The organism is Streptomyces sp. NPDC044106 (assembly GCF_056433985.1).
The window spans coordinates 77706-102359 of sequence record NZ_JBWKFZ010000018.1 but is presented as its reverse complement, the minus strand read 5'-3'; the positions used below and the strand labels follow the sequence as shown (position 1 = coordinate 102359).

At 71.1% G+C, this 24654-nt stretch carries 17 protein-coding genes; 3 read left to right on the top strand and 14 right to left on the bottom strand.

Annotated features, from left to right (window positions below; genetic code table 11):
* Positions 1-18: 18 nt before the first annotated feature.
* The 6 genes from serA to AC07DI_RS29595 all read right to left on the bottom strand — a co-directional run bounded on the left by serA (position 19) and on the right by AC07DI_RS29595 (position 9939).
* Positions 19-1623, bottom strand: a complete 1605-nt coding sequence (serA, locus tag AC07DI_RS29620; protein ID WP_384249795.1) for a phosphoglycerate dehydrogenase — start codon at positions 1621-1623, stop codon at positions 19-21.
* 250 nt (positions 1624-1873) lie between these two features.
* Positions 1874-2872 (bottom strand): ketol-acid reductoisomerase, encoded by a 999-nt coding sequence (gene ilvC / locus AC07DI_RS29615; protein ID WP_384249793.1) that lies wholly within the window; start codon positions 2870-2872, stop codon positions 1874-1876.
* A gap of 93 nt (positions 2873-2965) precedes the next feature.
* On the bottom strand, positions 2966-3493 hold the full coding sequence (ilvN, locus tag AC07DI_RS29610; protein ID WP_030785263.1) for an acetolactate synthase small subunit: 528 nt from the start codon (positions 3491-3493) through the stop codon (positions 2966-2968).
* Positions 3494-3522: 29 nt separating this feature from the next.
* Positions 3523-5370 (bottom strand): acetolactate synthase large subunit, encoded by a 1848-nt coding sequence (locus tag AC07DI_RS29605; protein WP_478907198.1) that lies wholly within the window; start codon positions 5368-5370, stop codon positions 3523-3525.
* Positions 5371-5604: 234 nt separating this feature from the next.
* Positions 5605-8556 (bottom strand): putative bifunctional diguanylate cyclase/phosphodiesterase, encoded by a 2952-nt coding sequence (locus AC07DI_RS29600; RefSeq protein ID WP_478907277.1) that lies wholly within the window; start codon positions 8554-8556, stop codon positions 5605-5607.
* A 429-nt stretch (positions 8557-8985) separates the two neighbouring features.
* Complete coding sequence (locus tag AC07DI_RS29595) at positions 8986-9939, bottom strand: 2-hydroxyacid dehydrogenase (RefSeq protein WP_478907196.1); 954 nt, start codon at positions 9937-9939, stop codon at positions 8986-8988.
* 124 nt (positions 9940-10063) lie between these two features.
* On the opposite strand from AC07DI_RS29595, the gene AC07DI_RS29590 reads away from it, so the two are divergent.
* Complete coding sequence (locus AC07DI_RS29590) at positions 10064-11095, top strand: aldo/keto reductase (protein WP_478907194.1); 1032 nt, start codon at positions 10064-10066, stop codon at positions 11093-11095.
* Between the two features lie 196 nt (positions 11096-11291).
* A complete protein-coding gene (locus tag AC07DI_RS29585; RefSeq protein WP_478907275.1) occupies positions 11292-12422 on the top strand; it encodes a PQQ-dependent sugar dehydrogenase in 1131 nt (376 codons plus the stop codon).
* Here AC07DI_RS29585 and AC07DI_RS29580 read toward each other — a convergent pair whose 3' ends face one another.
* From AC07DI_RS29580 to AC07DI_RS29550, 7 genes are all read right to left on the bottom strand, one after another.
* Positions 12423-12650: a DUF6191 domain-containing protein gene (locus AC07DI_RS29580; protein WP_384249781.1), complete on the bottom strand. Its 228-nt coding sequence runs from the start codon at positions 12648-12650 to the stop codon at positions 12423-12425.
* A gap of 80 nt (positions 12651-12730) precedes the next feature.
* Positions 12731-15853, bottom strand: coding sequence for a helix-turn-helix transcriptional regulator (locus tag AC07DI_RS29575; RefSeq protein WP_478907191.1), 3123 nt, complete (start codon positions 15851-15853; stop codon positions 12731-12733).
* Between the two features lie 121 nt (positions 15854-15974).
* The gene (locus AC07DI_RS29570; protein ID WP_478907189.1) at positions 15975-16157 is read right to left on the bottom strand and encodes a hypothetical protein; all 183 of its coding nucleotides are present in this window, start codon (positions 16155-16157) and stop codon (positions 15975-15977) included.
* Between the two features lie 195 nt (positions 16158-16352).
* Positions 16353-17015 carry a hypothetical protein gene (locus AC07DI_RS29565; protein WP_478907187.1) on the bottom strand — a complete coding sequence of 221 codons (663 nt, stop codon included), beginning with the start codon at positions 17013-17015 and terminating at the stop codon, positions 16353-16355.
* Positions 17016-17082: 67 nt separating this feature from the next.
* Complete coding sequence (locus AC07DI_RS29560) at positions 17083-17664, bottom strand: GNAT family N-acetyltransferase (RefSeq protein WP_478907185.1); 582 nt, start codon at positions 17662-17664, stop codon at positions 17083-17085.
* Positions 17633-19906 (bottom strand): MMPL family transporter, encoded by a 2274-nt coding sequence (locus AC07DI_RS29555; protein ID WP_478907183.1) that lies wholly within the window; start codon positions 19904-19906, stop codon positions 17633-17635. Before AC07DI_RS29555 ends, AC07DI_RS29560 begins: the two co-directional genes overlap by 32 nt.
* A gap of 250 nt (positions 19907-20156) precedes the next feature.
* A complete protein-coding gene (locus AC07DI_RS29550; protein ID WP_478907182.1) occupies positions 20157-22292 on the bottom strand; it encodes a phosphocholine-specific phospholipase C in 2136 nt (711 codons plus the stop codon).
* A gap of 347 nt (positions 22293-22639) precedes the next feature.
* Here AC07DI_RS29550 and AC07DI_RS29545 point away from each other — a divergent pair, with 347 nt between their 5' ends.
* On the top strand, positions 22640-23035 hold the full coding sequence (locus tag AC07DI_RS29545) for a PPOX class F420-dependent oxidoreductase (protein ID WP_478907180.1): 396 nt from the start codon (positions 22640-22642) through the stop codon (positions 23033-23035).
* 102 nt (positions 23036-23137) lie between these two features.
* Here the strand turns inward: AC07DI_RS29545 and gatB are convergent, their stop codons facing one another.
* Positions 23138-24652 carry an Asp-tRNA(Asn)/Glu-tRNA(Gln) amidotransferase subunit GatB gene (gene gatB, locus AC07DI_RS29540; RefSeq protein WP_384249762.1) on the bottom strand — a complete coding sequence of 505 codons (1515 nt, stop codon included), beginning with the start codon at positions 24650-24652 and terminating at the stop codon, positions 23138-23140.
* Positions 24653-24654: the final 2 nt, after the last annotated feature.

Below are 24654 nucleotides of genomic sequence, written 5' to 3'. Positions count from 1 at the left end.
TAGGACGCATCAGGCGTACTAGTCCGTGAGGTCCACCGCGCGCGCGGACTCCGCCCCCGTCTCCGCCGCAAGCTCGTTGAGCACAGGCTGCGGCACCGTGTCGTCGACGGTCAGGACGGCCAGCGCCTCCCCGCCCACGTCGGCCCGAGCGACCTGCATGCCCGCGATGTTGATGCCCGCCTCGCCGAGGACGCGGCCCACCGTGCCGACGACGCCCGGACGGTCCTGGTACCGCAGGACGACCATGTGGTCGGCGAGGGCCAGGTCCACGTCGTACTCACCGATGGCGACGATCTTCTGGAGGTGCTTGGGACCGGCCAGCGTGCCGGAGACGGCGATCTCCTCACCACCGGCGAGCGTGCCGCGCACGGTGACCACGTTGCGGTGGTCGGGCGACTCGGAGCTGGTGGTCAGGCGGACCTCGACGCCACGCTCCTGGGCGAACAGCGGCGCGTTCACGTACGACACGGTCTCGTCGACGACGTCCTCGAACACGCCCTTCAGCGCGGACAGTTCGAGCACCTTGACGTCGTGCTGGGTGATCTCGCCGTACACCTCGACGTCGAGGCGGGCCGCGACCTCGCTCGCCAGGGCGGTGAAGATCCGGCCGAGCTTCTCGGCGAGCGGCAGCCCGGGGCGGACGTCCTCGGCGATGACGCCGCCCTGCACGTTCACCGCGTCGGGGACGAGCTCACCGGCGAGGGCGAGCCGCACCGACTTGGCGACGGCGATGCCCGCCTTCTCCTGTGCCTCGTCCGTGGAGGCGCCGAGGTGCGGGGTGCAGACGACCTGGTCGAACTGGAAGAGCGGGGAGTCCGTGCAGGGCTCCTTCGCGTACACGTCGAGACCGGCGCCCGCGACGCGGCCCTCCTTGAGGGCGGAGTGCAGCGCCTCCTCGTCCACGATGCCGCCCCGCGCGGCGTTGACGATGCGGACGCTCGGCTTGACCTTGTGCAGCGCGTCGTCACCGATGAGACCGAGGGTCTCGGGGGTCTTGGGCAGGTGGACCGTGATGAAGTCCGAGACCTCGAGCAGCTCGTCGAGGGAGAGGACCTTCACGCCCATCTGCGCGGCGCGCGCGGGCTGCACGTACGGGTCGTAGGCGACGACCTTCATGCCGAAGGCACTCATGCGCTGGGCGACGAGGGCGCCGATCCGGCCGAGGCCGACGACGCCGAGGGTCTTCTCGGCGAGCTCGACGCCGGTGTACTTCGACCGCTTCCACTCGCCGTTCTTCAGGGCGGTGTTGGCCTGCGGGATGTTGCGCGCGGTGGCCAGGAGCAGACCGCAGGCCAGCTCGGCGGCGGTGACGATGTTCGAGGTCGGGGCGTTGACGACCATCACGCCGGCCTTGGTGGCGGCGGAGACGTCGACGTTGTCGAGACCGACGCCCGCGCGGGCGACGACCTTCAGCTTCCTGGCCGCGGCGATGGCCTCGGCGTCGACCTTGGTCGCGGAGCGGACGAGGATCGCGTCGACGTCGGCGATCGCGGGGAGCAGCTCGCCCCGGTCCGCGCCGTTGCAGTGGCGGATCTCGAAGTCCGGGCCCAGGGCGTCGACAGTCGCGGGCGACAGCTCTTCAGCGATGAGTACGACGGGTTTGCCGTTGGCAGCAGTGCTCACGTGAGTCCTCACAAGTCCCTTGCGGACGGCCGTCCCGACGGCCGCAGGCGGAGTCGCTTAGCCGCGTGGAAGACGCACGACGCTGTGGGCCCGACGCGAATGTTGAACAGAAGTGTAGTGGCGTGCCGCGACCGCTTCCCCCGCTCCGGGGGAAGGATCACTCGCACGGGGAGCATCAAGCCCCTCCGGCGTTAGAGGAGCGGGGTCCGGGGCGGAGCCCCGAGGCATCAGCCCCGGACCCGAGGAACACTCACTCCTCGTCGTTGACCCAGGACATGAGCTTGCGCAGCTCCTTGCCCGTGGTCTCCAGGAGGTGGTTCTCGTCCTGGGTCTTGTACTCGTTGTACTTCTTCAGGCCGCCGTGGTACTCGTCCATCCACTGCTTGGCGAAGGTGCCGTCCTGGATCTCGGTCAGGACCTTCTTCATCTCGGCCTTGGTGGCGTCCGTGATGATCCGCGGGCCGGTGATGTAGTCGCCCCACTCGGCGGTCTCGGAGACCGACCAGCGCATCTTCTCCAGGCCGCCCTCGTACATGAGGTCCACGATCAGCTTCAGCTCGTGGAGGCACTCGAAGTACGCGATCTCCGGCTGGTAGCCCGCCTCGGTCAGGGTCTCGAAGCCCGCCTTGACCAGCGCGGCGGTGCCGCCGCAGAGCACGGCCTGCTCGCCGAAGAGGTCGGTCTCGGTCTCCTCGGTGAAGGTCGTCTTGATGACGCCCGCCCGCGTGCCGCCGATGCCCTTGGCGTACGAGAGCGCCAGCTGGAAGCCGTTGCCGGTGGCGTCCTGCTCGACGGCCGCGATACACGGAACGCCGCGGCCCTCCTCGTACTGGCGGCGCACCAAGTGGCCCGGACCCTTGGGGGCGACCATGCAGACGTCGACGCCCTCGGGGGCCTGGATGAAGCCGAAGCGGATGTTCAGGCCGTGGCCGAAGAACAGCGCGTCGCCGTCCTTGAGGTTGTCCTTGATGGACTCCTCGTAGACCTGGGCCTGGATCGGGTCCGGCACCAGGATCATGATGACGTCGGCCTCGGCCGCCGCCTCGGACGGGGTGACGACCCGCAGGCCCTGCTCCTCGGCCTTGGCCTTGGACTTGGAGCCCTCGTGCAGACCGACGCGGACGTCGACACCCGAGTCACGGAGCGACAGCGCGTGGGCGTGGCCCTGGCTGCCGTAACCGATGACCGCGACCTTGCGGCCCTGGATGATGGACAGGTCGGCGTCGTCGTCGTAGAACAGCTCGGCCACTGGGAATCTCCTATGTGTGCTGGTGTTGCGTCCCACCGTACGGCGGGCGTGGGATGGGAAGTCTGCCGGTCTCGCCATGCGGTCCGGTTCTCGTTACGCGGACCGGTCCAGGGCGCGCAGGCTGCGGTCGGTGATGGAGCGGGAGCCCCGGCCGATCGCGATGGTGCCGGACTGGACGAGCTCCTTGATGCCGAAGGGCTCCAGCATCTTGAGCATGGCCTCCAGCTTGTCGCTGCTGCCGGTGGCCTCGATGGTGACGGCCTCCGGGGAGACGTCGACGGTCTTGGCGCGGAACAGCTGGACGATCTCGACGATCTGGGAGCGCGTCTCGTTGTCGGCGCGCACCTTGGCGAGGACGAGCTCGCGGGCCACGGCGGCGCCCGGCTCCAGTTCGACGATCTTCAGGACGTTGACGAGCTTGTTGAGCTGCTTCGTGACCTGTTCGAGCGGCAGGTCCTCGACATTCACGACGATGGTGATGCGGGAGATGTCGGGGTGCTCGGTGACGCCCACGGCGAGGGAGTCGATGTTGAAGCCGCGGCGGGAGAACAGGGCGGTGATCCTGGCGAGGACACCGGGCTTGTTCTCGACCAGGACGGAGAGCGTGTGCTTGGTGGACATGACGCGTGGTCTCTCTTTCGCTCTCGGTCTCAGTCGTCTTCGTTGTCGCCGAAGTCGGGGCGGACGCCCCGCGCGGCCATGACCTCGTCGTTCGAGGTGCCCGCGGCGACCATCGGCCAGACCTGGGCGTCCTCGTGGACGATGAAGTCGACGACCACGGGGCGGTCGTTGACGGCGTTGGCCTCGGCGATGACCTTGTCCAGGTCCTCGGGGCGCTCGCAGCGCAGCGCCACGCAGCCCATGGCCTCGGACAGCTTCACGAAGTCCGGGACGCGGGTGCCCTTGTTGGGGCCGATGTCCTCGGGACCGCTGTGCAGGACGGTGTTGGAGTAGCGCTGGTTGTAGAACAGCGTCTGCCACTGGCGGACCATCCCGAGGGCGCCGTTGTTGATGATGGCGACCTTGATCGGGATGTTGTTCAGGGCGCAGGTGGTGAGCTCCTGATTGGTCATCTGGAAGCAGCCGTCGCCGTCGATCGCCCAGACCGTGCGGTCCGGCCGGCCTGCCTTGGCGCCCATCGCGGCCGGGACCGCGTAGCCCATCGTCCCGGCGCCGCCGGAGTTGAGCCAGGTGGCGGGCTTCTCGTACTCGATGAAGTGTGCGGCCCACATCTGGTGCTGGCCGACGCCCGCGGCGAAGATCGTGCCCTCGGGGGCGAGTTGCCCGACGCGCTCGATGACGTGCTGCGGGGAGAGCGAGCCGTCCTCGGGCTGGGTGTAGCCGAGGGGGTAGGTGTCGCGCCAGCGGTTGAGGTCGTTCCACCAGGCGGTGTAGTCACCGGTGTGGCCCTCGGTGTGCTCGGCCTGGACGGCCTGGACGAGGTCGGCGATGACCTCGCGGGCGTCACCGACGATCGGCACGTCGGCGGCGCGGTTCTTGCCGATCTCGGCGGGGTCGATGTCGGCGTGGACGATCTTCGCGAAGGGCGCGAAGCTGTCCAGCTTGCCGGTGACGCGGTCGTCGAAGCGGGCTCCGAGGGCGACGATCAGGTCGGCCTTCTGCAGCGCGGTGACGGCGGTGACCGCACCGTGCATGCCCGGCATTCCCACGTGCAGCGGGTGGCTGTCGGGGAATGCGCCGAGCGCCATCAGAGTGGTGGTGACGGGCGCTCCGGTGAGCTCCGCCAGGACCTTCAGCTCGGCGGTGGCCCGGGCCTTCAGGACGCCGCCGCCGACGTACAGGACCGGGCGCCTGGCGGCGGTGATGAGCTTGGCGGCCTCGCGGATCTGCTTGGCGTGCGGCTTGGTGACCGGACGGTAGCCGGGCAGGTCCTGCTGCGGCGGCCAGGAGAACGTGGTCTGCGCCTGCAGCGCGTCCTTCGCGATGTCCACGAGGACCGGGCCCGGGCGTCCGGTCGAGGCGATGTGGAAGGCCTCGGCGATGGTGCGTGGGATGTCCTCCGCCTTGGTGACCAGGAAGTTGTGCTTGGTGATCGGCATCGTGATGCCGACGATGTCCGCCTCCTGGAAGGCGTCCGTGCCGATCGCCTTGGAGGCGACCTGGCCGGTGATCGCGACCATCGGGACGGAGTCCATGTGGGCGTCGGCGATCGGGGTGACCAGGTTGGTGGCGCCGGGGCCGCTCGTCGCCATGCAGACGCCGACCTTGCCGGTGGCCTGCGCGTACCCGGTGGCCGCGTGGCCCGCGCCCTGCTCGTGGCGGACCAGGACGTGCCGCACCCGGGTGGAGTCCATCATCGGGTCGTACGCCGGAAGGATGGCTCCGCCGGGAATGCCGAACACCGTGTCGGCCCCGACTTCCTCGAGAGAACGAATCAGGGACTGCGCACCCGTGACGTGCTCGACGGGGGCGGACTGCTGTCCTGAGGTTCGGGGCCGCGGCTGCGGATGGTGGGCCCCGGAGGCCTGCTCGGTCATCGGCATTCTCTTCTCGAAGCTGAGGGTTTTTGCGGGGTTTTTGCGGGGGTTTGGCGGGTGCCAGTGCAACAAAAAACCCCTCGTGCCGTGAGGCAAGCGAGGGGAGCGCGCCGGGTGCGGTCGCAAGGACTCCGGTGTTCGGACCGGTCAGTCCCAGCTTCAGCCGACGCGCTTTCCAAGTACGAGAATTCGGGTGCGCATGGCATTGACCCTCCCCCCGGCACGCAGTGCGTGTCAAGTAGGTGGGATGGGGGTCTCATTATGTGAACGGGCGTAGGCGGTGGGACCACCTGTGTACGCCACCGGAGATCCGCTGTACGCCACCGCGGGCCCACCCGCGTACATCCCGGAGGAGCTGCTCGCGTACGCCACCGGAGACGCGCCGGCGAGCACCGGTTCGGCCGGACCGAGCGGCACCGGATACTCCCCGAGCGAGAGCGCCCGGCGCAGCCGGTACTCGTCGAGGGGCCCGGTGAACGCCATGCCCTGTCCGTGCGTGCAGCCCATCGCGCGCAGCGCGACCACCTGTTCGGGCAGGTCGACGCCGTCGGCCACGGACATCAGGCCCAGGTCGCCCGCGATGCGCAGCAGCCCGGACGTGATCTTGTTCAGCCGCGCGGACTGCACGACGCCCTCGGTCAGGCCGCGGTCCAGCTTCAGGATGTCGACGGGGAGCCGGCGCAGGGCGGTGATCGCCGCGTAGCCGTTGCCGAAGCCGTCGAGCGCGATGCGTACGCCGAGTCTGCGCAGGGACGCGAGACGGCGCTCAAGATCGTCGAGGGAGACCCGGGGGTCGATTCCGGCGAGCTCGACGATGAGCGCCCCGGAGGGCAGCCCGTGCCTGGTCAGGAGCGCCTCGACGGACCCCAGCGGCATGGAGCGGTCGAGGAGGCGCCGGGCGCTCATCCGGACGGCGACGGGCACGGCGTGGCCGGTCCTGCCGCGCTCGGCGGCCTGCTCGACGGCGGCCTCGACCATCCAGCGGCCGAGCTCGGCCGCGCGGCCGCCGTCCTGGCGCTCGCCCCGCTCGGAGACCCGCAGGAACTCGGCGGGCGTGAAGAGGACGCCCTGCGCCGAGCGCCAGCGGGCCTGGGCCGAGACCGCCGTGATCCGGCCGTCGTCGAGGGAGACCACCGGCTGGTGGAGCAGCGCGAACTCGCCGTCGTGCAGGGCGGCGCGCAGCCGGGTGGCGAGCTCCGCCTTGCGGACGACGTCGGCCTGCATCTGGGGTGCGTACAGCTCGACGCGGCCCTTGCCCGCGGCCTTGGCGCGGTACATCGCGAGGTCGGCGTTACGCAGCAGCTCGCCGGCTCCGATGCCCGGTTCGGCGAAGGCCACGCCGATGGACGCCGCCACGCGCACGTCGTTGCCGTCGATGGCGTAGGGCTGGGACAGGGTGATTCTCAGCCGGTCGGCGAGCTCATAGATGTGCCGTTCTCTCGCGGCCTGGTCCCGGGTCCCGTCGCCGACGATGAGGGCCGCGAACTCATCGCCGCCGAGCCGGGAGGCGGTGTCGCCCGAACGCACCGCCTCCTGAAGTCTGCGCGCGGCCTGGATGAGGAGCTCGTCACCGGCCTGGTGTCCGATGGTGTCGTTGACGGCCTTGAAGCCGTCGAGGTCGATGAAGAGCACGGCCGTGCCGCGGTCGGTCACCCTGCGGCCGGTCAGGGCCTGGCCCACGCGCCGGGTGAACAGGGCGCGGTTGGGCAGGTCGGTGAGCGGGTCGTGCTCGGCGTTGTGCTGCAACTGGGCCTGCAAGCGCACCCGTTCGGTGACGTCCCTGCTGTTGAAGATGAGGCCGCCATGATGGCGGTTGACGGTCGATTCCACGTTCAGCCACTCGCCGTGGCCGGATTTGAAACGGCACTCGATGCGGGTGGTGGGCTCCTCGACGGGGTCGGCGGCGAGGAATCTGCGCACTTCGTGGACGACTCTGCCGAGGTCCTCGGGGTGCATCAGCGTAGCCAGTTCGGAGCCGACGAGCTCTTCCGCATCGCGGCCGTAGACCCCGGCGGCGGCCGGGCTCACGTACCGCAGGATGCCGTTCGGCGCGGCGATCATGATGACGTCGCTGGAGCCCTGGACCAGGGACCGGAAGTGGTTCTCCTTCTGCGCCAGCTCCTGGGTCAGCGTGATGTTGTCCATGAGCATGATGCCCTGGCGGACCACGAGGGCGAGGACCACGGTGCCCGCGGTGACGAGTACGACGTGGTCGACTCGCTGTCCGCTCAGTACGTTGTAGATGATCCCCAACGTGCAGACGGCCGCGGCCAGATAGGGCGTGAGGGCGGCGAGCGATCCGGAGATCGGCCGGGTCACGGCGGCTCGCGGCTCCTCGGGCCCGCTGTCGTACGACACGCGCGCGTGGCCCGGTCCCTGCGGCCCGCGCGCGTGCCAGGGGGCCGCCCAGGGCGCGTACGCGAGGAGCAGCGAGCCCGCGAACCATCCCGCGTCGAGCAGCCGCCCGGAGCGGTAACTGTCGTGGAGGACGGGTGAGGTGAAGAGCGCGTCGCACATCACGGTGAGGGCGAGCGCGCCGATCGCGGTGTTCACCGGGGTGCGCTGGGCGGACGACCGTCTGAAGTGCAGCGCGAGGACCATGCTGACCAGCGCGATGTCGAGCAGCGGGTAGGCGAGGGAGAGCGCGTCCTGAGCGACCCCCTGGTCCTCGAACCGCGCGGCGCTCGCGAGCGCCAGGCTCCAGGAGAGCGTGAGGAGCGAGCCCCCGATGAGCCAGGCGTCGAGTCCGAGGCAGACCCAACCGGCCCGCGTCACCGGGCGCTTGGCCAGCACGAGCAGGCCGATGATGGCGGGCGGCGCGAAGCACAGGAAGAACACGTCGTCGAGGCCGAACGGCGGCACGTGCCGGTCAAGGACGACCTCGTACCAGCCCCACACCGCGTTGCCCAGGGACGCCATCGTGGAGGAGAGGGCGAACAACAGCCATGCGGGTCGAAAGCGGCTGTGGCGCGTGCGGGCGTACCGGAAGCAGGAGACCGCGGCGGTCGCGGCGGCGGCGCTCAGCCCGAAGTCGCCCATGAAGGAGGCGAGACGCCCGGACCCCCACCCGAGGGCGGAACCGATGGCGTACGAACCGCAGATCAGCAGGAGCGCCAACTGCGCGGCCAGACCGCGGCCGCCCGGCAGCGGCCTGCGGAACTGTGTTCTGGACGCCAGCGCCGCCACACCACCGCCGAGGACGGCGGTGGAGCTCACCCGGGCGCTCACCGGGCCGCCTTGACCCGTGCCGCCCCCGTGTCCGCCCGGCCCGTGCGCCGGCCGGGCCGACAGAGGCGCTGGTGCGCGCGGCGACGGCCGCTCACGCGGCTCCCGACTCGCCTGCGCCTGCGGGCCGGTGTGCGCCAGAGTCGCGGGCTGCGCTCCCGCTGCGTCGGATCTTTCGCCCATAGGCCGTACATCGCCCGTCGCCCCCCTCGCGGTTTGCTGTCTCATCCCCGGCGCCGAACGGTCCACGGCGCATCCCCAGTCGGGACGATACACCAGACTCGTCACTCAGGGACATAGCTCCTCTACGCTCCGTGACTGTCGGCGGACAAGTGGACACGGGGCGCACGCGGGCGGATGCGGAGCGTGCACAAAGCGGCAGTCGGGCGATCAACTGCCCGTCGTCAGCACGATGTTGTCGAGGGGCTTCCCCGCCGCGTACGCGGTCAGCTGCGAGGCGAGGAGTCGCTTGGCCCGCGGCCGGAACGCGGACGTGGAGCCGCCGACGTGCGGACTGATGAGCGCTCCGGGAGCGTGCCACAGAGGGTGACCCGCGGGCAGCGGTTCGGGATCGGTCACGTCGAGTGCCGCGGTTATCCGGCCGGACTCCAGTTCGGCGAGGAGCGCTTTCGTGTCGACGACGGGACCGCGGGCGACGTTCACGAGCAGCGCGCCGTCCTTCATGCGGGCCAGGAAGTCGGCGCCGGCCAGCCCGCGGGTGGCCTCGGTGAGCGGTGTCGAGAGGATGACGACATCCGCCTCCGGCAGCAGGGACGGCAGGTCGGCGAGCGGATGCACGGGGCCGCGCTCCGTGGCACGGGCAGAGCGCGCGACGCGCGCCACCCGCGCGCATTCGAAGGGGGCGAGCCTGTCCTCGATGGCGGAACCGATCGATCCGTATCCAACGATGAGCACGGATTTGTCGGCGAGCGCCGGATAGAACCCGGACCGCCACTCCTCCTGCCGCTGCCCCTCGACGAAGCGCGGAACGCCTCGCAGGGAGGCGAGGGTCAGGGTGAGCGCGAGCTCGGCGGTGCTTGCCTCGTGCACCCCACGGGCGTTGCACAACCGCACACCGGGCGGGAGGAACCCGATGCCCGGCTGCACATGGTCGATGCCCGCGGTGAGCGTCTGTACGACGCGTACGGACGTCATCGCGGGCAGGGGGCGCACGGCGGTCTCCGTGGCCTTCATATAGGGCACCACGTAGAAGGCGCAGTCGGCCGGGTCCGCGGGAAACTCCGGGCCACCGTCCCAGAACCGATAGGTGAGCCCTGCCTCTGATGCCTCGGGCAGCCCATGGATCTCGTGCGCTTCGTAAGGAAGCCATACATCTGTGTTCATGCCTGGAGGTTAGGACCTCTCCGCCGGGCCGGTCACGGGCCGCTCGGGGAGGCAGCGCTCGGGGCCGGGGAGGCAGCGGCTAGTTTTGATGATCTCCGGACGGGGAGTGGGAGGGTACGGCCAGGTGGAGCGCAGGACGATCGGCGCGGGGGCGCTCGAAGTGGGCGCCGTCGGACTCGGCTGCATGCCGATGAGCTGGGCATACACCGGCTCGCGGCAGCGGGGCGACGCGTCGATGCGTACGGTGCACGCCGCCCTGGACGCGGCGGGCGCCGGTGCCGGTGGTCGCGGGGTGACGCTCCTGGACACCGCGGACATGTACGGGCCCTTCACCAATGAGCTGCTGATCGGCAGGGTGCTCAAGGAGCGGCGCGACGAGGCGTTCGTGTCGACGAAGTGCGGACTGCTCGTCGGCGAGCAGCACATCGTCGCCAACGGCCGCCCCGGCTACGTGAAGCGGGCCTGCGACGCGTCGCTGCGGCGGCTGCAGACGGACCACATCGACCTGTATCAGCTGCACCGCGCCGACCCCGAGATCCCCATCGAGGAGACCTGGGGCGCGATGGCCGAACTCGTCGCCGCGGGGAAGGTGCGGGCCCTCGGGCTGTGCGCGGTGGGGGCGCGTTCCCACCGGCGCGCGGCGTCGGGCCGTCCGTCGCCGGGCCTGCACGACGCGACGATCCGGCAGCTGGAACGGATCCAGCAGGTCTTCCCGGTCAGCGCGGTCGAGGCCGAGCTGTCGGTGTGGTCGCCCGAGGCGCTGGACGCGCTGCTGCCGTGGTGCGTGGCGCGCGGGGTCGGCCTCCTCGCGGCGATGCCGCTGGGGAACGGTTTCCTCACGGGGACGCTGACGCCCGGCCAGGGCTTCGAACCGGACGATCTGCGGGCCCGCCATCCGCGCTTCACCGCCGAGATGATGGCGGCCAACCAGCCGCTGGTGGTGGGACTGCGCCGGGTGGCGGAGCGGCACGGAGCGACCCCGGCGCAGGCCGCGCTGGCCTGGGTCCTCGCTCAGGGCAGGCACGTGGTGCCGATCCCCGGGGCCAAGCGGGAGCGCTGGGCGGTCGAGAACGCCGGGGCGGCGGCGGTGCGGCTGACGGAGGCGGACCTGGCGGAGATCGCGGCGCTGCCGGCCGCGTTGGGCTCGTGGGACTGACCCCTTCACCGGGCCCCGGCTCCGCCTTCCCCCGCGGCGGACCCGAGCCCATGACGGCGGACTCCGCGCCCAGGAGAACGGACTCCGATCTCATGGCAGCGTGAGGGGAACCTGAGGGGCGCGAGCGGTGTATGAACAGTAGAAGCGCTGCGTCGAAGGGAACCTGATGGTGCAACGACCTGCTGTGACAGCCGTGATGGCCGCTGCCGCCCTCGTGTTCGCGGCCGGGTGTTCGTCCGGCGGCGATGGGCCGGGCCGCCGCGAGAGCCCGGCGGAAGGAAAGACGTCCAGCCGTTCCCCCACCGGCAGGGCGGGCGAGGGGGCCCCGCCGGCGAAGGGCTCCGCGAAGGTCACCCGCACACTCGCCACGGACCTGAAGTCACCATGGGGCCTCGCGCCGCTGCCCGGCGGCGACCTCCTGGTGTCCTCGCGCGACGAGGGGACGATCACGCGCGTCGACGGAAGCACGGGCAAGAAGACGGAGCTCGGCTCGGTGCCCGGCGTCTCCCCCGGCGGCGAGGGCGGCCTGCTGGGCCTCGCACTCTCCCCGTCGTACGCGTCGGACCACATGGTGTACGCGTACTTCACGACGGAGTCCGACAACCGCATCGCCCGCATGCTGTACGACGAGAAGAAGCCCCCCGGCGAGCAGCTCGGCGCACCGGACACGATCTTCAAGGGCATCCCGAAGGGCATGATCCACAACGGCGGCCGGATCGCCTTCGGCCCCGACAAGATGTTGTACGCGGGCGCGGGTGAGACCGGCGAGACCGGCCTGGCCCAGGACAAGAAGTCCCTGGGCGGCAAGATTCTCCGCCTCACCCCGGACGGCGACCCGGCCCCCGGCAATCCCTTCGACGACTCCCCCGTCTATTCGTACGGGCACCGCAATGTGCAGGGACTGGCCTGGGACGAGCAGAAGCGGCTGTGGGCGTCGGAGTTCGGCCAGGACACCTGGGACGAGCTGAACGAGATCGAGGCCGGTGGCAATTACGGCTGGCCGGACGCCGAGGGCAAGGGCGGCGGGAAGGGGTTCCGCGATCCGGTCGCCCAGTGGAAGACCTCGGAGGCCTCACCGAGCGGTGTCGCCTACGCCGAGGGCTCCGTCTGGCTGGCGGGGCTGCGCGGGCAGCGGCTGTGGCGCGTCCCGGTGCGGGGCGTGGACGGCGAGCCGGAGCCGCAGGCCTTCCTGAAGGGCGAGCACGGCCGGTTGCGGACGGTGGTCGCGGCGGGCGGCGACAAGCTGTGGCTGGTCACCAGCGAGACGGACTCGCGGGGAACACCGGAGAAGGAGGACGACAAGATCCTGGAGGTGGAGGTGAAGTAGTCAACTGCCCGGCTCGTCGGAGGTCTCCGTCTCCTCCGCGCCCGGTGACTCCTCGGACCGAGGGGACGGGACGGGTGGGCGTACGACCACCTTTCCCGAGGTCAGGTCTATCGGGCCGCGCCCCGGGTCACCGTCGGCGAGGTCGACGCGGGTCAGCTCCAGGCGTTTCTGCTCGTCGTCGGTGTGCTTGCGCCCCGGCGCGAACAGGGCCTCGATCGCGTTGAACACTGGGCCTCCCAGGAGCCGAGTCTCTGCCGTCAAGCGTAAGCGAGGGCGGGGCAAACCGGGCGGGACGAGGAACGCCCAGGTCAGCGCGTGGCCGGAGTCCGCTCGCCGGCCCCGGCCCCGGCCCCGGTCACCGGGAACAGCCGCAGCCGGTGGGCGAGTGCGGCGGCCTCACCGCGGCCGGTGACGGACAGCTTGGCAAGGATGTTGGAGACGTGGACGCTCGCCGTCTTCGGGGAGATGAAGAGCTCCTCGGCGATCTGGCGGTTGCTGCGGCCCACGGAGACGAGTCGCAGGACGTCCCGCTCGCGGCTGGTGAGGCCCAGTGCCTCCGCGGGGTCGGCCGGAGCGGTTTGGGCGGCCGAGGCGCGGGTGGTTTCGGTGGGGTGCAGGGTGAGGCGGGCCCGCTGGGCGAGACCGGTGATGGCCTCGGAGAGGGGACGGGCGCCGAGCCGGTCGGCCACTTCGCCTGCCTGGCGGAGCAGTTGGGCGGCGCTGTCGCGGTCGGTGGTGTCCGGGGCGAGGAGGGACTCGGCCAGGCGCAGGCGGACGCGGGCGAGGTCGTAGGGGCGGTCGAGGGGTTCGAGGGCGGTGATGACGGCGGACCAGTCGGTGGGTGTGTCGCGGCCCTCCGAGCGAAGGAGTTCGGCGCGGGTCCATTCGTCGTAGACGCGCCAGAGCGGGACGGGGGTGGCGAGCGATGTGGCGGCTTTGCGGATCTGTTCGACGACGGCGGGGCGGCCGGACTCCGCAGCGGGCAGGCCGCGCGCGTCGGCCTCCATGGAGGCGGCGGCGAGCAGCAGGGGCCAGCCGTACCGCTGGGTTCCGACGGGGAACCCGGTGGCGAGGGCGCGTGCGAGTTCGGCACGGCCGTCCAGGACCCGGCCTTCACCGGCGGCGATGCCGATGGCCATGCGGGTCAGCGGCAGGACGTACTGCGGCTGCGGGTCGTGGCTGCCGTAGTGCTGGTGGGCGGAGTGGATGTGCCGGGCGGCGGCGGCGTAGTCACCGCGGGCGAGCGCCATGCGTGCGGAGCACTGGTCGGCGGAGCCCCGGGGCTTGGAACTCTGCGCACAGCGGTGGGTCCGTGTGACGGCTTCGGCGCACTCGTCCCAGCGGCCGAGGCCGAACAGGGACTCGGCGGCATTGCCCCAGACCCAGCCCTCGGTGTCCACCAGACCGTACTTCCGGCAGAACTCGATGCCCTCCATCGCGGCCTTCACGGCCTCGGCGGAGCGGCCGACGCCCTCCAGGGCGGAAGGGAGGTTGATGAGCGCCCGGCTCAAGTCGGTGACCAGGGCGTCTTCGATGACGCGCGCCCTGACCTCGTACATCTCGGCGAGGCCGGCCTCGGGGTCGCCGGCCTCGATGAGGAGGTTGCCGCGGGTGAGGCGGGCGTTGAGTTCGATGGCGTCGGCCTTGACCATGCGGGCGTACTCGACGGCGCGTTCGGCGGCGGCCATGGTCTCCGGGCCCGGGTCGTGCAGCATGCCCCAGGAGGCGCGGCGGACGAGGATGTCCGCGTGCACCTCGGAGGGCGGCAGGCCGCGCATCAGCTCCTGGGCCTTGGCGATCTCCGTCCAGCCGTCGCCGCGGCCGAGGGTGGAGACGAGGCCGGAACGGGTCGCCCAGAACCAGGCGGAGCGCAGGGGGTCGTTCTCGCCGTCCAGGAGGCGCAGGGCGCGCTTGGTGATCTTCAGGGCGCGTTCGCGTTCGCCGCAGAGGCGTCCGGCGACGGTGGCCTCGGCCATCAGGTCCAGGTAGCGCAAGGGGGTCGCGGGATCGCATCCGCAGGCCGGGTAGCCCTCGACGTAGTCGGCGGGGCGCAGTTCGTCGCGGGTGGTTTCGGGGGCGTCGTCCCAGATCTCCATCGCCCGTTCGAGCAGGCGCAGTTGCTCGGCGTAGGCGTGCCGGTGGCGGGCTTCGACGGAGGCGGCGAGTACGGCGGGCAGGGCCTTGGCCGCGTCGTGCGCGTAGTACCAGTAGGTGGCGAGGCGGGCGGCGCGCTGGTCGGCGGCGACGAGGGCGGGGTCGGCCTCCAGGGCTTCGGCGAAGCGGCGGTTGATGCGGGAGCGTTCGCCGGGCAGCAGGTCGTCGCTGACCGCCTCGCGGACCAGGGAGTGCCGGAAGCGGTAGCCGTCGCCGTCCGGGGAGGCGAGGAGGATGTTGGCGCCGACGGCGGCCCGCAGCGCCTCGATCAGGTCGTCCTCGGCGAGGCCCGTGACCTCGGCGAGCAGTTCGTACTCGATGGTGGAGCCGCCCTCGGCGACGATCCGGGCCACCCGCTGGGTGTCCTCGGGCAGTTCCTCGACGCGGACCAGGAGGAGGTCGCGCAGGGAGTCCGTCAGGCTCGCGCAGCTCCTGCCGTGGGACGCGACGGCGAGTTCCTCGACGAAGAAGGCGTTGCCGTCGGAACGGTCGAATATGTCGTCGACCAGGCCCTGTTCGGGCTCGGCCGCGAGGATTCCGGCCATCTGGCGGGCGACCTCGTCCTTGCTGAAGCGGCAGAGTTCGATGCGGCGCACGGTGCGCAGCCGGTCCAGTTCGGCGAGGAGGGGGCGCAGCGGGTGGCGGCGGTGGATGTCGTCGGCCCGGTAAGTGGCGAGCAGGACGAGACGGCCGCCGCGCAGGGTGCGGAAGAGATAGGCGAGGAGGTGGCGTGTCGAGGCGTCGGCCCAGTGCAGGTCCTCCAGGACCACGACGACCGTGCGGTCGCGGGAGAGGCGTTCCAGGAGGCGTGCGGTGAGTTCGAAGAGGCGGGCCATGCCCTGTTCGTCGGACCGGCCGGCGGGGCCGTGCCCGTGCGGGGCGGGTCCGGCGAGTTCGGGCAGGATCCTGGCGAGTTCCTCCTCCTGTCCCTCGGCCGCGGCGGCCAGTTCGTCGGGGAGCCGGCGGCGCAGCGAGCGCAGGGCGGCGGAGAAGGGCGCGAACGGCAGGCCGTCGGCGCCGATCTCGACGCAGCCGCCGAGCGCGACGACAGCGCCCCGGTTCTCGGCGGCGGCGGTGAACTCCTCGATGAGGCGGGTCTTGCCGACGCCCGCCTCACCGCCGAGCAGCAACGCCTGCGGCTCGCCCCGGCCGGCGCCCCCGGGCTGTTCGGCGGGGGCGCCCGTGGCGCGGGCGAGTGCTTCGTTCAGTGCGTCCAGTTCAGCGGTGCGGCCGACGAACACGGGACTGACGGACTTGGTCTCCACAGCCGTGAGCATCGCACAGCGGGTGGAAGGCGCGGCACCCGTTCTGCGTGGAGCGGACACCTGCGCCCGCACCGGTGCGGGCGCAGGCACCCTTACGCGCGCCGGCTCCGGTTCGGGTCCCGGCTCCCGCACTTCAGGCGGCCCAGGTGAAGCGGGACTTCAGAAGCGACGACGTACTCACCTGCCCCTCGGCTTCGTCGCGGGCTGCGCGGCGGGCGGCGGCGCGGATCTTGCGGGCCTCGCCGACCAGGCGGTGGTGGGCGCCCTCCCGGCTCAGCTCGGCGGCGCGCATCTGGTGCATCTCGTACTCGAACATCTCGAACCCCTCGGGTTGTCGGTGGTACCGCCGGTCTCTCCCGGCGATGTCTCCACTTTCGTTTCCCAGGGGGGTCGCCCGCATCGGGCGGCTGCCGCATCTCCTGTGGGCGCGGGGCCTTAGATACGACGTAGGGCGGGGCGGGAGCCTTAGCCCCTGCCCCGCCCCTGCCTTATGCGCGGGTGCGGCGGTGGTTCAGGAAGGCGCTGACGGGATGCCGAGCAGCAGATCGCTGTACTTGGCGACGGCGAGGACCAGTCCGATCACGCCGAGCGCGGCACCCGCCCACGCCACGGACTTGATCCACGGCGCCTGCTCCTTGCCGGGAGCGCCGAACGCGGGCCTGACGAGCACCAGGAAGCCGACGACCAGCGCGGAGAGCGCGAAGAGGCCTGCGACCAGCGCGGTGGCCTGCCAGGAGTCGCCGTACATGGCCTGGAGCTGGTCGGAGACGCTCGCGGACTGCTTGGTCTCCAGCTGCCCCATGATGTTGGAGCGGGCGCCGGCGATCGTGCCGAGCCAGCCGCCGGAGAGGCCGATCACACCGAGCGCGGCGGAGACGACGGCCGCGGCGCCCTGGCCGACCCCGGTGGACCCGGCGGCCTTGCCCGTGGCGTCGTACGCGTGGTCGACCTCGGCGGCGTCCTCGTCCTCACCGGCACCGGCTTCGGCACCGGTTTCCGCTTCCGCTTCCGCTTCGGGGACGGTGGCGGACGGCTTTCCGGCCTTCGTGACGTCGGCCTTGGCCTCCGTCTTCGCTTCCGACGTGTCGGAACCGGTCACTTCCTCGCTCCGGTCGGCGTCCTTGGCCCCGGTGGCATCCTGCGCCCCGGTCGCGTCCTCTGTCTTGGTACCCATGTTGCGCACCGTACGGACGGAGTCTGAGAGCTCCCTTAACGGACTCACGAGCTGATGAGCTGACGAGCTAACGCGCCGAGGCCCCCGGCCGCCCCGCGCCCTCGCGCGCCGCCCGCCATTCCGGGGCGAGGACGGACCAGACCTCCATGTCGTGCCGGGTCCCCTGCCAGGGGAAGCTCTCCCGCAGCACGCCGTCCCTGGTGAAGCCGAGCCGCGCGGCGGTCGCCTTGCTGCGCTCGTTGAGCGAGGAGACGAGCCACTCCACGCGATGCATGCCGCGCTCGTCCACGGCCCAGTCGATGAGGATCGTCGAGGCCTTGTGGGCGAGGCCGCGCCCGGCGGCCGACGGCTCCAGCCAGACGCCGATCTCGCAGCCGTCGACGCTCGTGTCGAAGATCCGGAAGAGGACGCCGCCCACGAGCGTGCCGTCCAGCCAGATGCCGTAGAAGCGGCCGGTGTCCTCGGCCTGCTTGTCGGCGTACTTCTGCAGGTGCCGCCTCGCGGACTCGAGGTCCTTCACCACCGCGGTGAAGGGCACCCACGGCGCCGTGTACTCCCGGGCCCGCTCGACGTTTTCGAAGAACTCCTGCGCCTGCCACGGTTCGAGCGGCCGCAGCTCAGCGCCCTCGCCCAGCGATATCGCGAACATCCTGCTCCTTCGGCCCACTCGCGTCGTCGTCCACGTCATCATCCACATCCCGCTGTCCCGGGATCCTCGCACGTGCGCCGCTCGGATTCGAACGACATTCGGGCGGCTCGATGCTGATGCGCGGAAGGACGCGGTCCAGGCGGCGCGGCAGCCACCAGTTGGCCCCGCCGAGCAGGTGCATCAGCGCGGGCACGAGCAGCGTCCGCAGGACGAAGGCGTCCAGCGCGACGGCCGCCGCGAGCGCTATGCCGAACATCGCGACGACCCGGTCGCCGCTGAGCACGAAGGCGAGGAAGACCGAGATCATGATCACGGCCGCGGAGTTGATCACCCGGCTGGTCTCGGCGAGGCCGACGCGGACGGCCCGCCGGTTGTCACCGGTCTCCAGCCACTCCTCGTACATCCGGCTGACCAGGAAGACCTGGTAGTCCATGGAGAGGCCGAAGAGGACGGAGACCATGATCACCGGCAGGAAGGGCTCGATCGGCCCGGCCCTGCCGAGCCCGAGGAGTTCGCTCCCCCAGCCCCACTGGAAGATCGCGACGACGATCCCGAAGGCGGAGCCGACCGCGGCGACGTTCATCACGGCGGCCTTGAGCGGGATGCCGATGGACCGGAAGGCCAGCAGGAGCAGGAGGCAGCCGAGCCCGATGACCACACCCACGAAGAGCGGCAGCTTGCCGATGATGATCTCCGCGAAGTCGTCGTAGCTCGCGGTGACACCGCCGACGTACAGGTCGAGGGAGCTGTCCGCCTCGGCGCGCGGCAGGACCTCCTCACGCAGCCGGTCGACGAGCGCGCTGGTCGCCTCGGACTGCGGAGCCGAGTCGGGGACGACGGTGAGGTAGGCGGCGCGGCCACCGCCGTCGTACGTCACCGGGCTCACGGAGGCGACGCCCTCGGTCGACCGCAGTGTCGTGGCGAGGTCGTCGAGGGCCACCCGGTCACCGGCCCCGTAGGCCTCGCTCACCAGCGTCAGGGGCCCGTTCACACCGGCGCCGAACCCGTCGGCGAGGAGGTCGTACGCCTGCCGTGTGGTGGCCTTCGCCGGGTTGTTGCCCTGGTCGGACGTGCCCAGGTGCAGCGCGAAGGCGGGCAGCGCGAGCACCGCCATGACGAGGACCGCGAGGGCGCCGAGCAGCCGGGGCCTGCGCTCCACGAAGGCGGCCCAGCGGGCGGCGAACCCGGCGGGCAGCTCCGGTCGCGGCCCGTGCTCGGCGAGCCTGCGGCGTTCGCGGCGGCTGAGGGCGCGCGGGCCGATCCAGGCGAGGAGGGCCGGCAGCAGGGTCACGGATGCGGCGACGGTGAGGACCACGGTCAGCGAGGCGGCGATCGCCACGCCGTTGAGGAAGCCGAGCCGCAGGGTGAGCATGCCGAGCAGCGCGATGCAGACGGTGGCGCCCGCGAAGACGACCGCGCGCCCGGTCGTGGCGACCGCGCGTTCGGCGGCGACGGCCACGGGCAGTCCGCGTCGGAGGCCCTTGCGGTGCCGGGTGACGATGAAGAGGGCGTAGTCGATGCCGACGCCGAGCCCGATCAGGGTTCCGAGCATCGGCGCGAAGTCCGCGACGGTCATCACGTGGCCGAGCAGGACGATGCCCGCGTACGCGGTGCCGACGGAGACCAGGGCCGTGGCGATGGGCAGGGCCGACGCGGCGAGCGAGCCGAAGGCGAGGAAGAGGACGACGGCGGCGACGGCCACCCCGACGACCTCGGCGATCCGGGTGCTCTTGGACTCGGTGAGCCCGATGGCGGTGCCGCCGAGCTCGACCCGCAGATGGTCCGACCGGGCCTCGGCGGCGGCGTCGACGACGGCCTGCGCGTCGGACTTGGCGAGGTCGTCGGCCTGCTCGCGGAAGGTGACGGTGGCGTACGCGGTGCGGCCGTCGGCGCTGATCCGACCGGCGCCGCCGCTTTCGTACGGGCCGGTCACGGAGGCCACGGCGGGCAGTTCGGAGATCTTGCCGAGCGCGTCGGTCGTCGTCTGCTCGACATCGGCGGCGCGGACGGTGGTGCCGGGTCCGGTGTGCCAGACGACGGTGTCGCTGTCGCCGCCGAGGCCGTGGAAGTTCTCGTTCAGGAGCCCGGCCGCGCGGCCCGACTCGGTGCCCGGCACCTCGTAGTCGTTCGAGTACGCGGATCCGGCGACCGCGGCGGCGGACGTGGCACCGCCGAGCGCGAGGAGCCACAGCAGGACGACGACGAGACGGCGCCTGACGCACCACCGGGCGAGTGCTGCCACGGACTGACTCCCTGGATGTTTCGTGGATCTTCACCGGGAGCAGCAGTCAACCAACTGGGGGGCCCGCAAAGAACGCATGAGTGGCGACATCAGCGCCGACGTCACTTTGACAGCCATTGAAGATCCTTGGTCCGTTTCGTGGCCCTAATCACAAGGGCACAAGCGGGACCGGACGCGCCGCACGGGGCGCGGGGACCCACCCGGCCCCCGCGCACCGCACACGACCCACCGCGCCCTCGAAGACGGGCTCTCAGCCCGAGACGCTCGCGCGCCCGTTCTCGATGTGGCCCATGAGCCGCCGCCGGAAGGCGGGGTCTCCGTCGGCGGTCACCTCGACGTCGTACCAGCCGTGTTCGCCGACGGTGTGCCAGGCGACCGTGCGGCTGCTGCCCGCCTTGACGCGGACGGTCCGCGTCCGGGACCGGATGTCCGATTCGTCCACGTACCCGAGAGGCTTGACGGTGAAGACGAGGGCGTGGCGGCCCCGGTTGGCCAGGGTGAGGTGGATCTCGCGATGGGTGATCGCCGAGGCGAGCCGCGCGCCACCGTCCTTGCCGCTCCCGCTCCCCTTACCGCTCCCGCCGCTCTTGCCGCCCGCGAACTCGCGCCGGAAGCCGTTCGGGCCGGTGATGGTGAAGGCGTACGCGTCACCCGGCACCGGCACGCTCCAGCTGCCCTTGCGCACGACGTCCTGATGCTGCGGGACCTCGAACTCCCCCGCGTACGGGTAGAGCGCGAAGTGCGCGCTGGAGCTGCCGCCGTTGCGCAGCCGCACGGTGAGCGTGCCGTCCTCGGCGGGCCGCGCGTCCGCGTCGGGCTGGTACGGCAGCGGGCGGGCGCGGCGGGCGCCGGGCTCCTGGACCGGCATGGACTGCTTCAGGGGCGGCTGCGGGGCCCAGCGGCCGCTGAACGCGGGGATGGCGCCCGGCTGTTCGACGTCGGGCTGCCGGTGGCCGCGCCGGAAGTCGAAGGCGCCGGTGAGATCGCCGGTGACCTTGCGGCGCCAGGCGCTGATGTTGGGTTCCCGCACCCCGGTCCACTTCTCCAGGAAGCGCACCACGGAGGTGTGGTCGAAGACCTCGGAACAGACGTAGCCGCCGACGGTCCACGGCGAGATGACCAGCATCGGCACGCGCACGCCGAGCCCGGTGGGCCTGCCCTCCCAGCGCTCCTCCCGCTCCTCGGCGCTGTCCCCGCCGGGCACGGGCGGCGGGACATGGTCGAAGAAGCCGTCGTTCTCGTCGTAGTTGATGAAGACAGCGGTGCGGCGCCAGACCTCCGGATGGGAGGCCAGGGCGTCGAGCACCTTGTAGACGATGGTCGCGCTGTGGATGGGCGAGGAGACGCTGGGGTGTTCGGAGTCCTGGGCGGAAGGGACCAGATAGGTGACTTTCGCGAGCTTGCCGTCGGCGACGTCCTTGGCGAACTCCTCGGCGAGCCTGCCGGTCGGCACGCGCCGCAGACCGCGCTCGAAGAGGGAGCGCTCGCGCTTGCTCAGCGTGGCGACGCCCCTCTCCAGGGTGGCGAGCAGCTCGGCGCGCGCGGTCTCGTCCCTGGCGTCGCGCACCTTGGCGTAGAAGGCCTCCATGTAGGTGAGGCCCGTCGCGGCCAGGGCCTTCCTGGCGATGGCCTTGAAGGTGGTGAAGAACTCGATCTGGTTGTCGGTGAAGTTCTCCCACTCGGTGTACGTCTGCCAGCTCACGCCCGCCTTCTCCAGGCGCTCGGCGTACGTGCCCCAGCCGTATCCGGGGTGGGTGCCCTCGTCGTACGCGTCGTTGCCGACGGCCCGCTTGCCGTTCGCCTCGTAGCCCGTCTTCCCGCTCCACAGGTGGTTGCGGTTGGGGCTGGTGGAGCTGTGGATGGAGGAGTGGTAGGCGTCGCAGACGGTGAAGGTGTCGGCGAGTTCGTAGTGCAGCGGGATGTCCTCGCGCGTGTAGTACGCCATGGTGGCCGCCGTCTTGGCGGTGATCCAGCCGTCCATCCAGCCGTCGTGCCAGGCGGTGGCGCCGCCGCCCCAGGAGTGGTCGAGCGCGCCGATGTACTGGAGGTCCTTCTTCTGCGTCTCGGCGGCCTTGCGGACGGGGAAGGGCAGGATCGTCCGCAGGGCTCCGGGCTGCTCGAAGACCGGCTTGCCGCCGGGGAGTCGTATCGCGTTGCGGTCGCCGAAGCCGCGTACGCCGCGCAGGGAGCCGAAGTAGTGGTCGAAGGACCGGTTCTCCTGCATCAGGATGACCACGTGCTCGATCTTGTCGAGGCCGCCGTGGTTCGGCGGCTCGTGCGCGAGCGCTTCCTGGAGCGAGGGCGGCAGGAACGAGCCGACGGTGGCGGCGCCGAGCGCGCCGCCGCCGATCGCCATCAGGCGTCTGCGCGAAATCTCCGGAGTCACGTGGGACCTCCCAGTAGTCCTTGCCAGTCCTGGCAGCCCTGACCGGCAGTCAATGGTTCTCTGCTGATCCATTGACCTGTACGGCGGGGACGCTAGTGACGCCCGGTTTCCTTGTGAAGACCGCGGGACGAAGTCGCGGTGAACGTCCAAAAGTTCACTGTGGGAGTCCATGGCGGACGGCGATGAAGTCCAGGGCGGGCAGCGTGGGCCGACCCTGTTACACAGATGTTCCGCTGTGACATGAAAGTGCCTTCTTCCGCCGTACTCCTCGGTCACAAAAGATGGATTCCGTAACAAGAAGTGCCCCGAGGGGCGCACGGGTCGGACGAACACACCAGGAGCACCCCATGAACACGACGCTCGACGAGCCGACGCGCCAGTTGCTCGACGGAAAGAACTTCGCCACCGTGTCGACGCTCAACGCCGACGGCGGGCCCCAGGCCTCGGTGGTCTGGTACCAGCGTGACGGCGACACCGTGGTCTTCTCCGCGACCGAGGGCCGGGCGAAGGTACGCAACCTCCGCCGCGATCCCCGTGTCAGTCTCACCGTCTTCGACCTGGAGAACCCTTACCACTCGGTCGAGCTCCGGGGCACCGTCGAGATCACCCCGGACCCGGCGAAGGAGCTTCCGCTCACGCTCTCGCTCAGATACCTCGGCGAGGCGCCGCCGCCCGAGCCCGCCGAGGTCGCCAGGGTGATCGTCCGCGTGACGCCGACCAAGGTGAACAGCTTCTCGGTCTAGGCAGGCCCGGTCGCCGGGGCCGATACGCGAAGGGGGGCGGCGCCCCGGTCGGGTGCGCCGCCCCCCTCAGAGCCTGTGGCTCTCACGCAGGGGATGTGACCGTCAGCCCTCGCTGACGCCCAGCTTCTCCAGGATGAGTTCCTTGACGCGGGCCGCGTCGGCCTGGCCACGGGTGGCCTTCATGACCGCGCCGACCAGCGCGCCGGCCGCAGCGACCTTGCCACCGCGGATCTTGTCCGCGACGCCCGGGTTGCCTGCGATGGCCTCGTCGACGGCGGCCGTCAGGGCGCCCTCGTCCGAGACGACCTTCAGGCCACGCTTCTCGACGACCTCGTCCGGCGAGCCCTCGCCCTTCAGGACGCCCTCGATGACCTGGCGGGCCAGCTTGTCGTTCAGGTCACCGGCGGCGACGAGCGCGGTCACCCGGGCGACGTGCGCCGGAGTGATCGGCAGCTCCTCGAGGGCCACACCCGACTCGTTGGCGTTGCGGGCCAGTTCGCCCATCCACCACTTGCGGGCCGACGCCGCGTCGGCGCCCGCCTCGATGGTGGCGACGATCGGCTCGACCGCGCCCGCGTTGAGGATCGACTGCATGTCGTGCTCGCTGATCCCCCACTCCTCACGGAGGCGGTTGCGGCGCACGCGCGGCATCTCGGGCAGGCCGGCCCGCAGCTGCTCGACCCACTCGCGGGCCGGTGCGACGGGGACGAGGTCGGGCTCCGGGAAGTACCGGTAGTCCTCGGCGTTGTCCTTGATGCGCCCGGCGGTCGTGGAGCCGTCCTCCTCGTGGAAGTGGCGGGTCTCCTGCACGATGGTGCCGCCGGAGTTCAGGACCGCCGCGTGGCGCTGGATCTCGAAGCGCGCCGCGCGCTCCACGGAGCGCAGCGAGTTGACGTTCTTCGTCTCGCTGCGCGTGCCGAACTCGCGCTGCCCGTGGGGGCGCAGCGAGAGGTTCACGTCGCAGCGCATCTGCCCCTTGTCCATCCGGGCCTCGGAGACGCCGAGCGCCTTGATGAGCTCGCGCAGCTCGGCGACGTACGCCTTGGCGACCTCGGGGGCCCGCTCGCCCGCGCCCTCGATCGGCTTGGTGACGATCTCGATGAGCGGGATGCCCGCGCGGTTGTAGTCGAGGAGGGAGTGCGAGGCGCCGTGGATACGGCCCGTCGCGCCACCGACGTGCGTGGACTTGCCGGTGTCCTCCTCCATGTGGGCGCGCTCGATCTCCACGCGGAAGACCTCGCCGTCCTCCAGCTGGACGTCCAGATAGCCGTTGAAGGCGATCGGCTCGTCGTACTGGGAGGTCTGGAAGTTCTTCGGCATGTCCGGATAGAAGTAGTTCTTCCGGGCGAATCGGCACCACTCGGCGATCTCGCAGTTCAGCGCGAGGCCGATCTTGATCGCGGACTCGACGCCGATCTCGTTGACGACCGGCAGCGCGCCGGGCAGGCCGAGGCAGGTCGGGCAGGTCTGGCTGTTGGCGTCCTGCTTGAGCGCGGTCGAGCAGCCGCAGAACATCTTGGTCCTGGTGCCGAGCTCGACATGGACCTCCAGGCCCATGACGGGGTCGTACGTCGCGAGGGCTTCCTCGTACGACACCAGATCAGAAGTGACAGTCACGG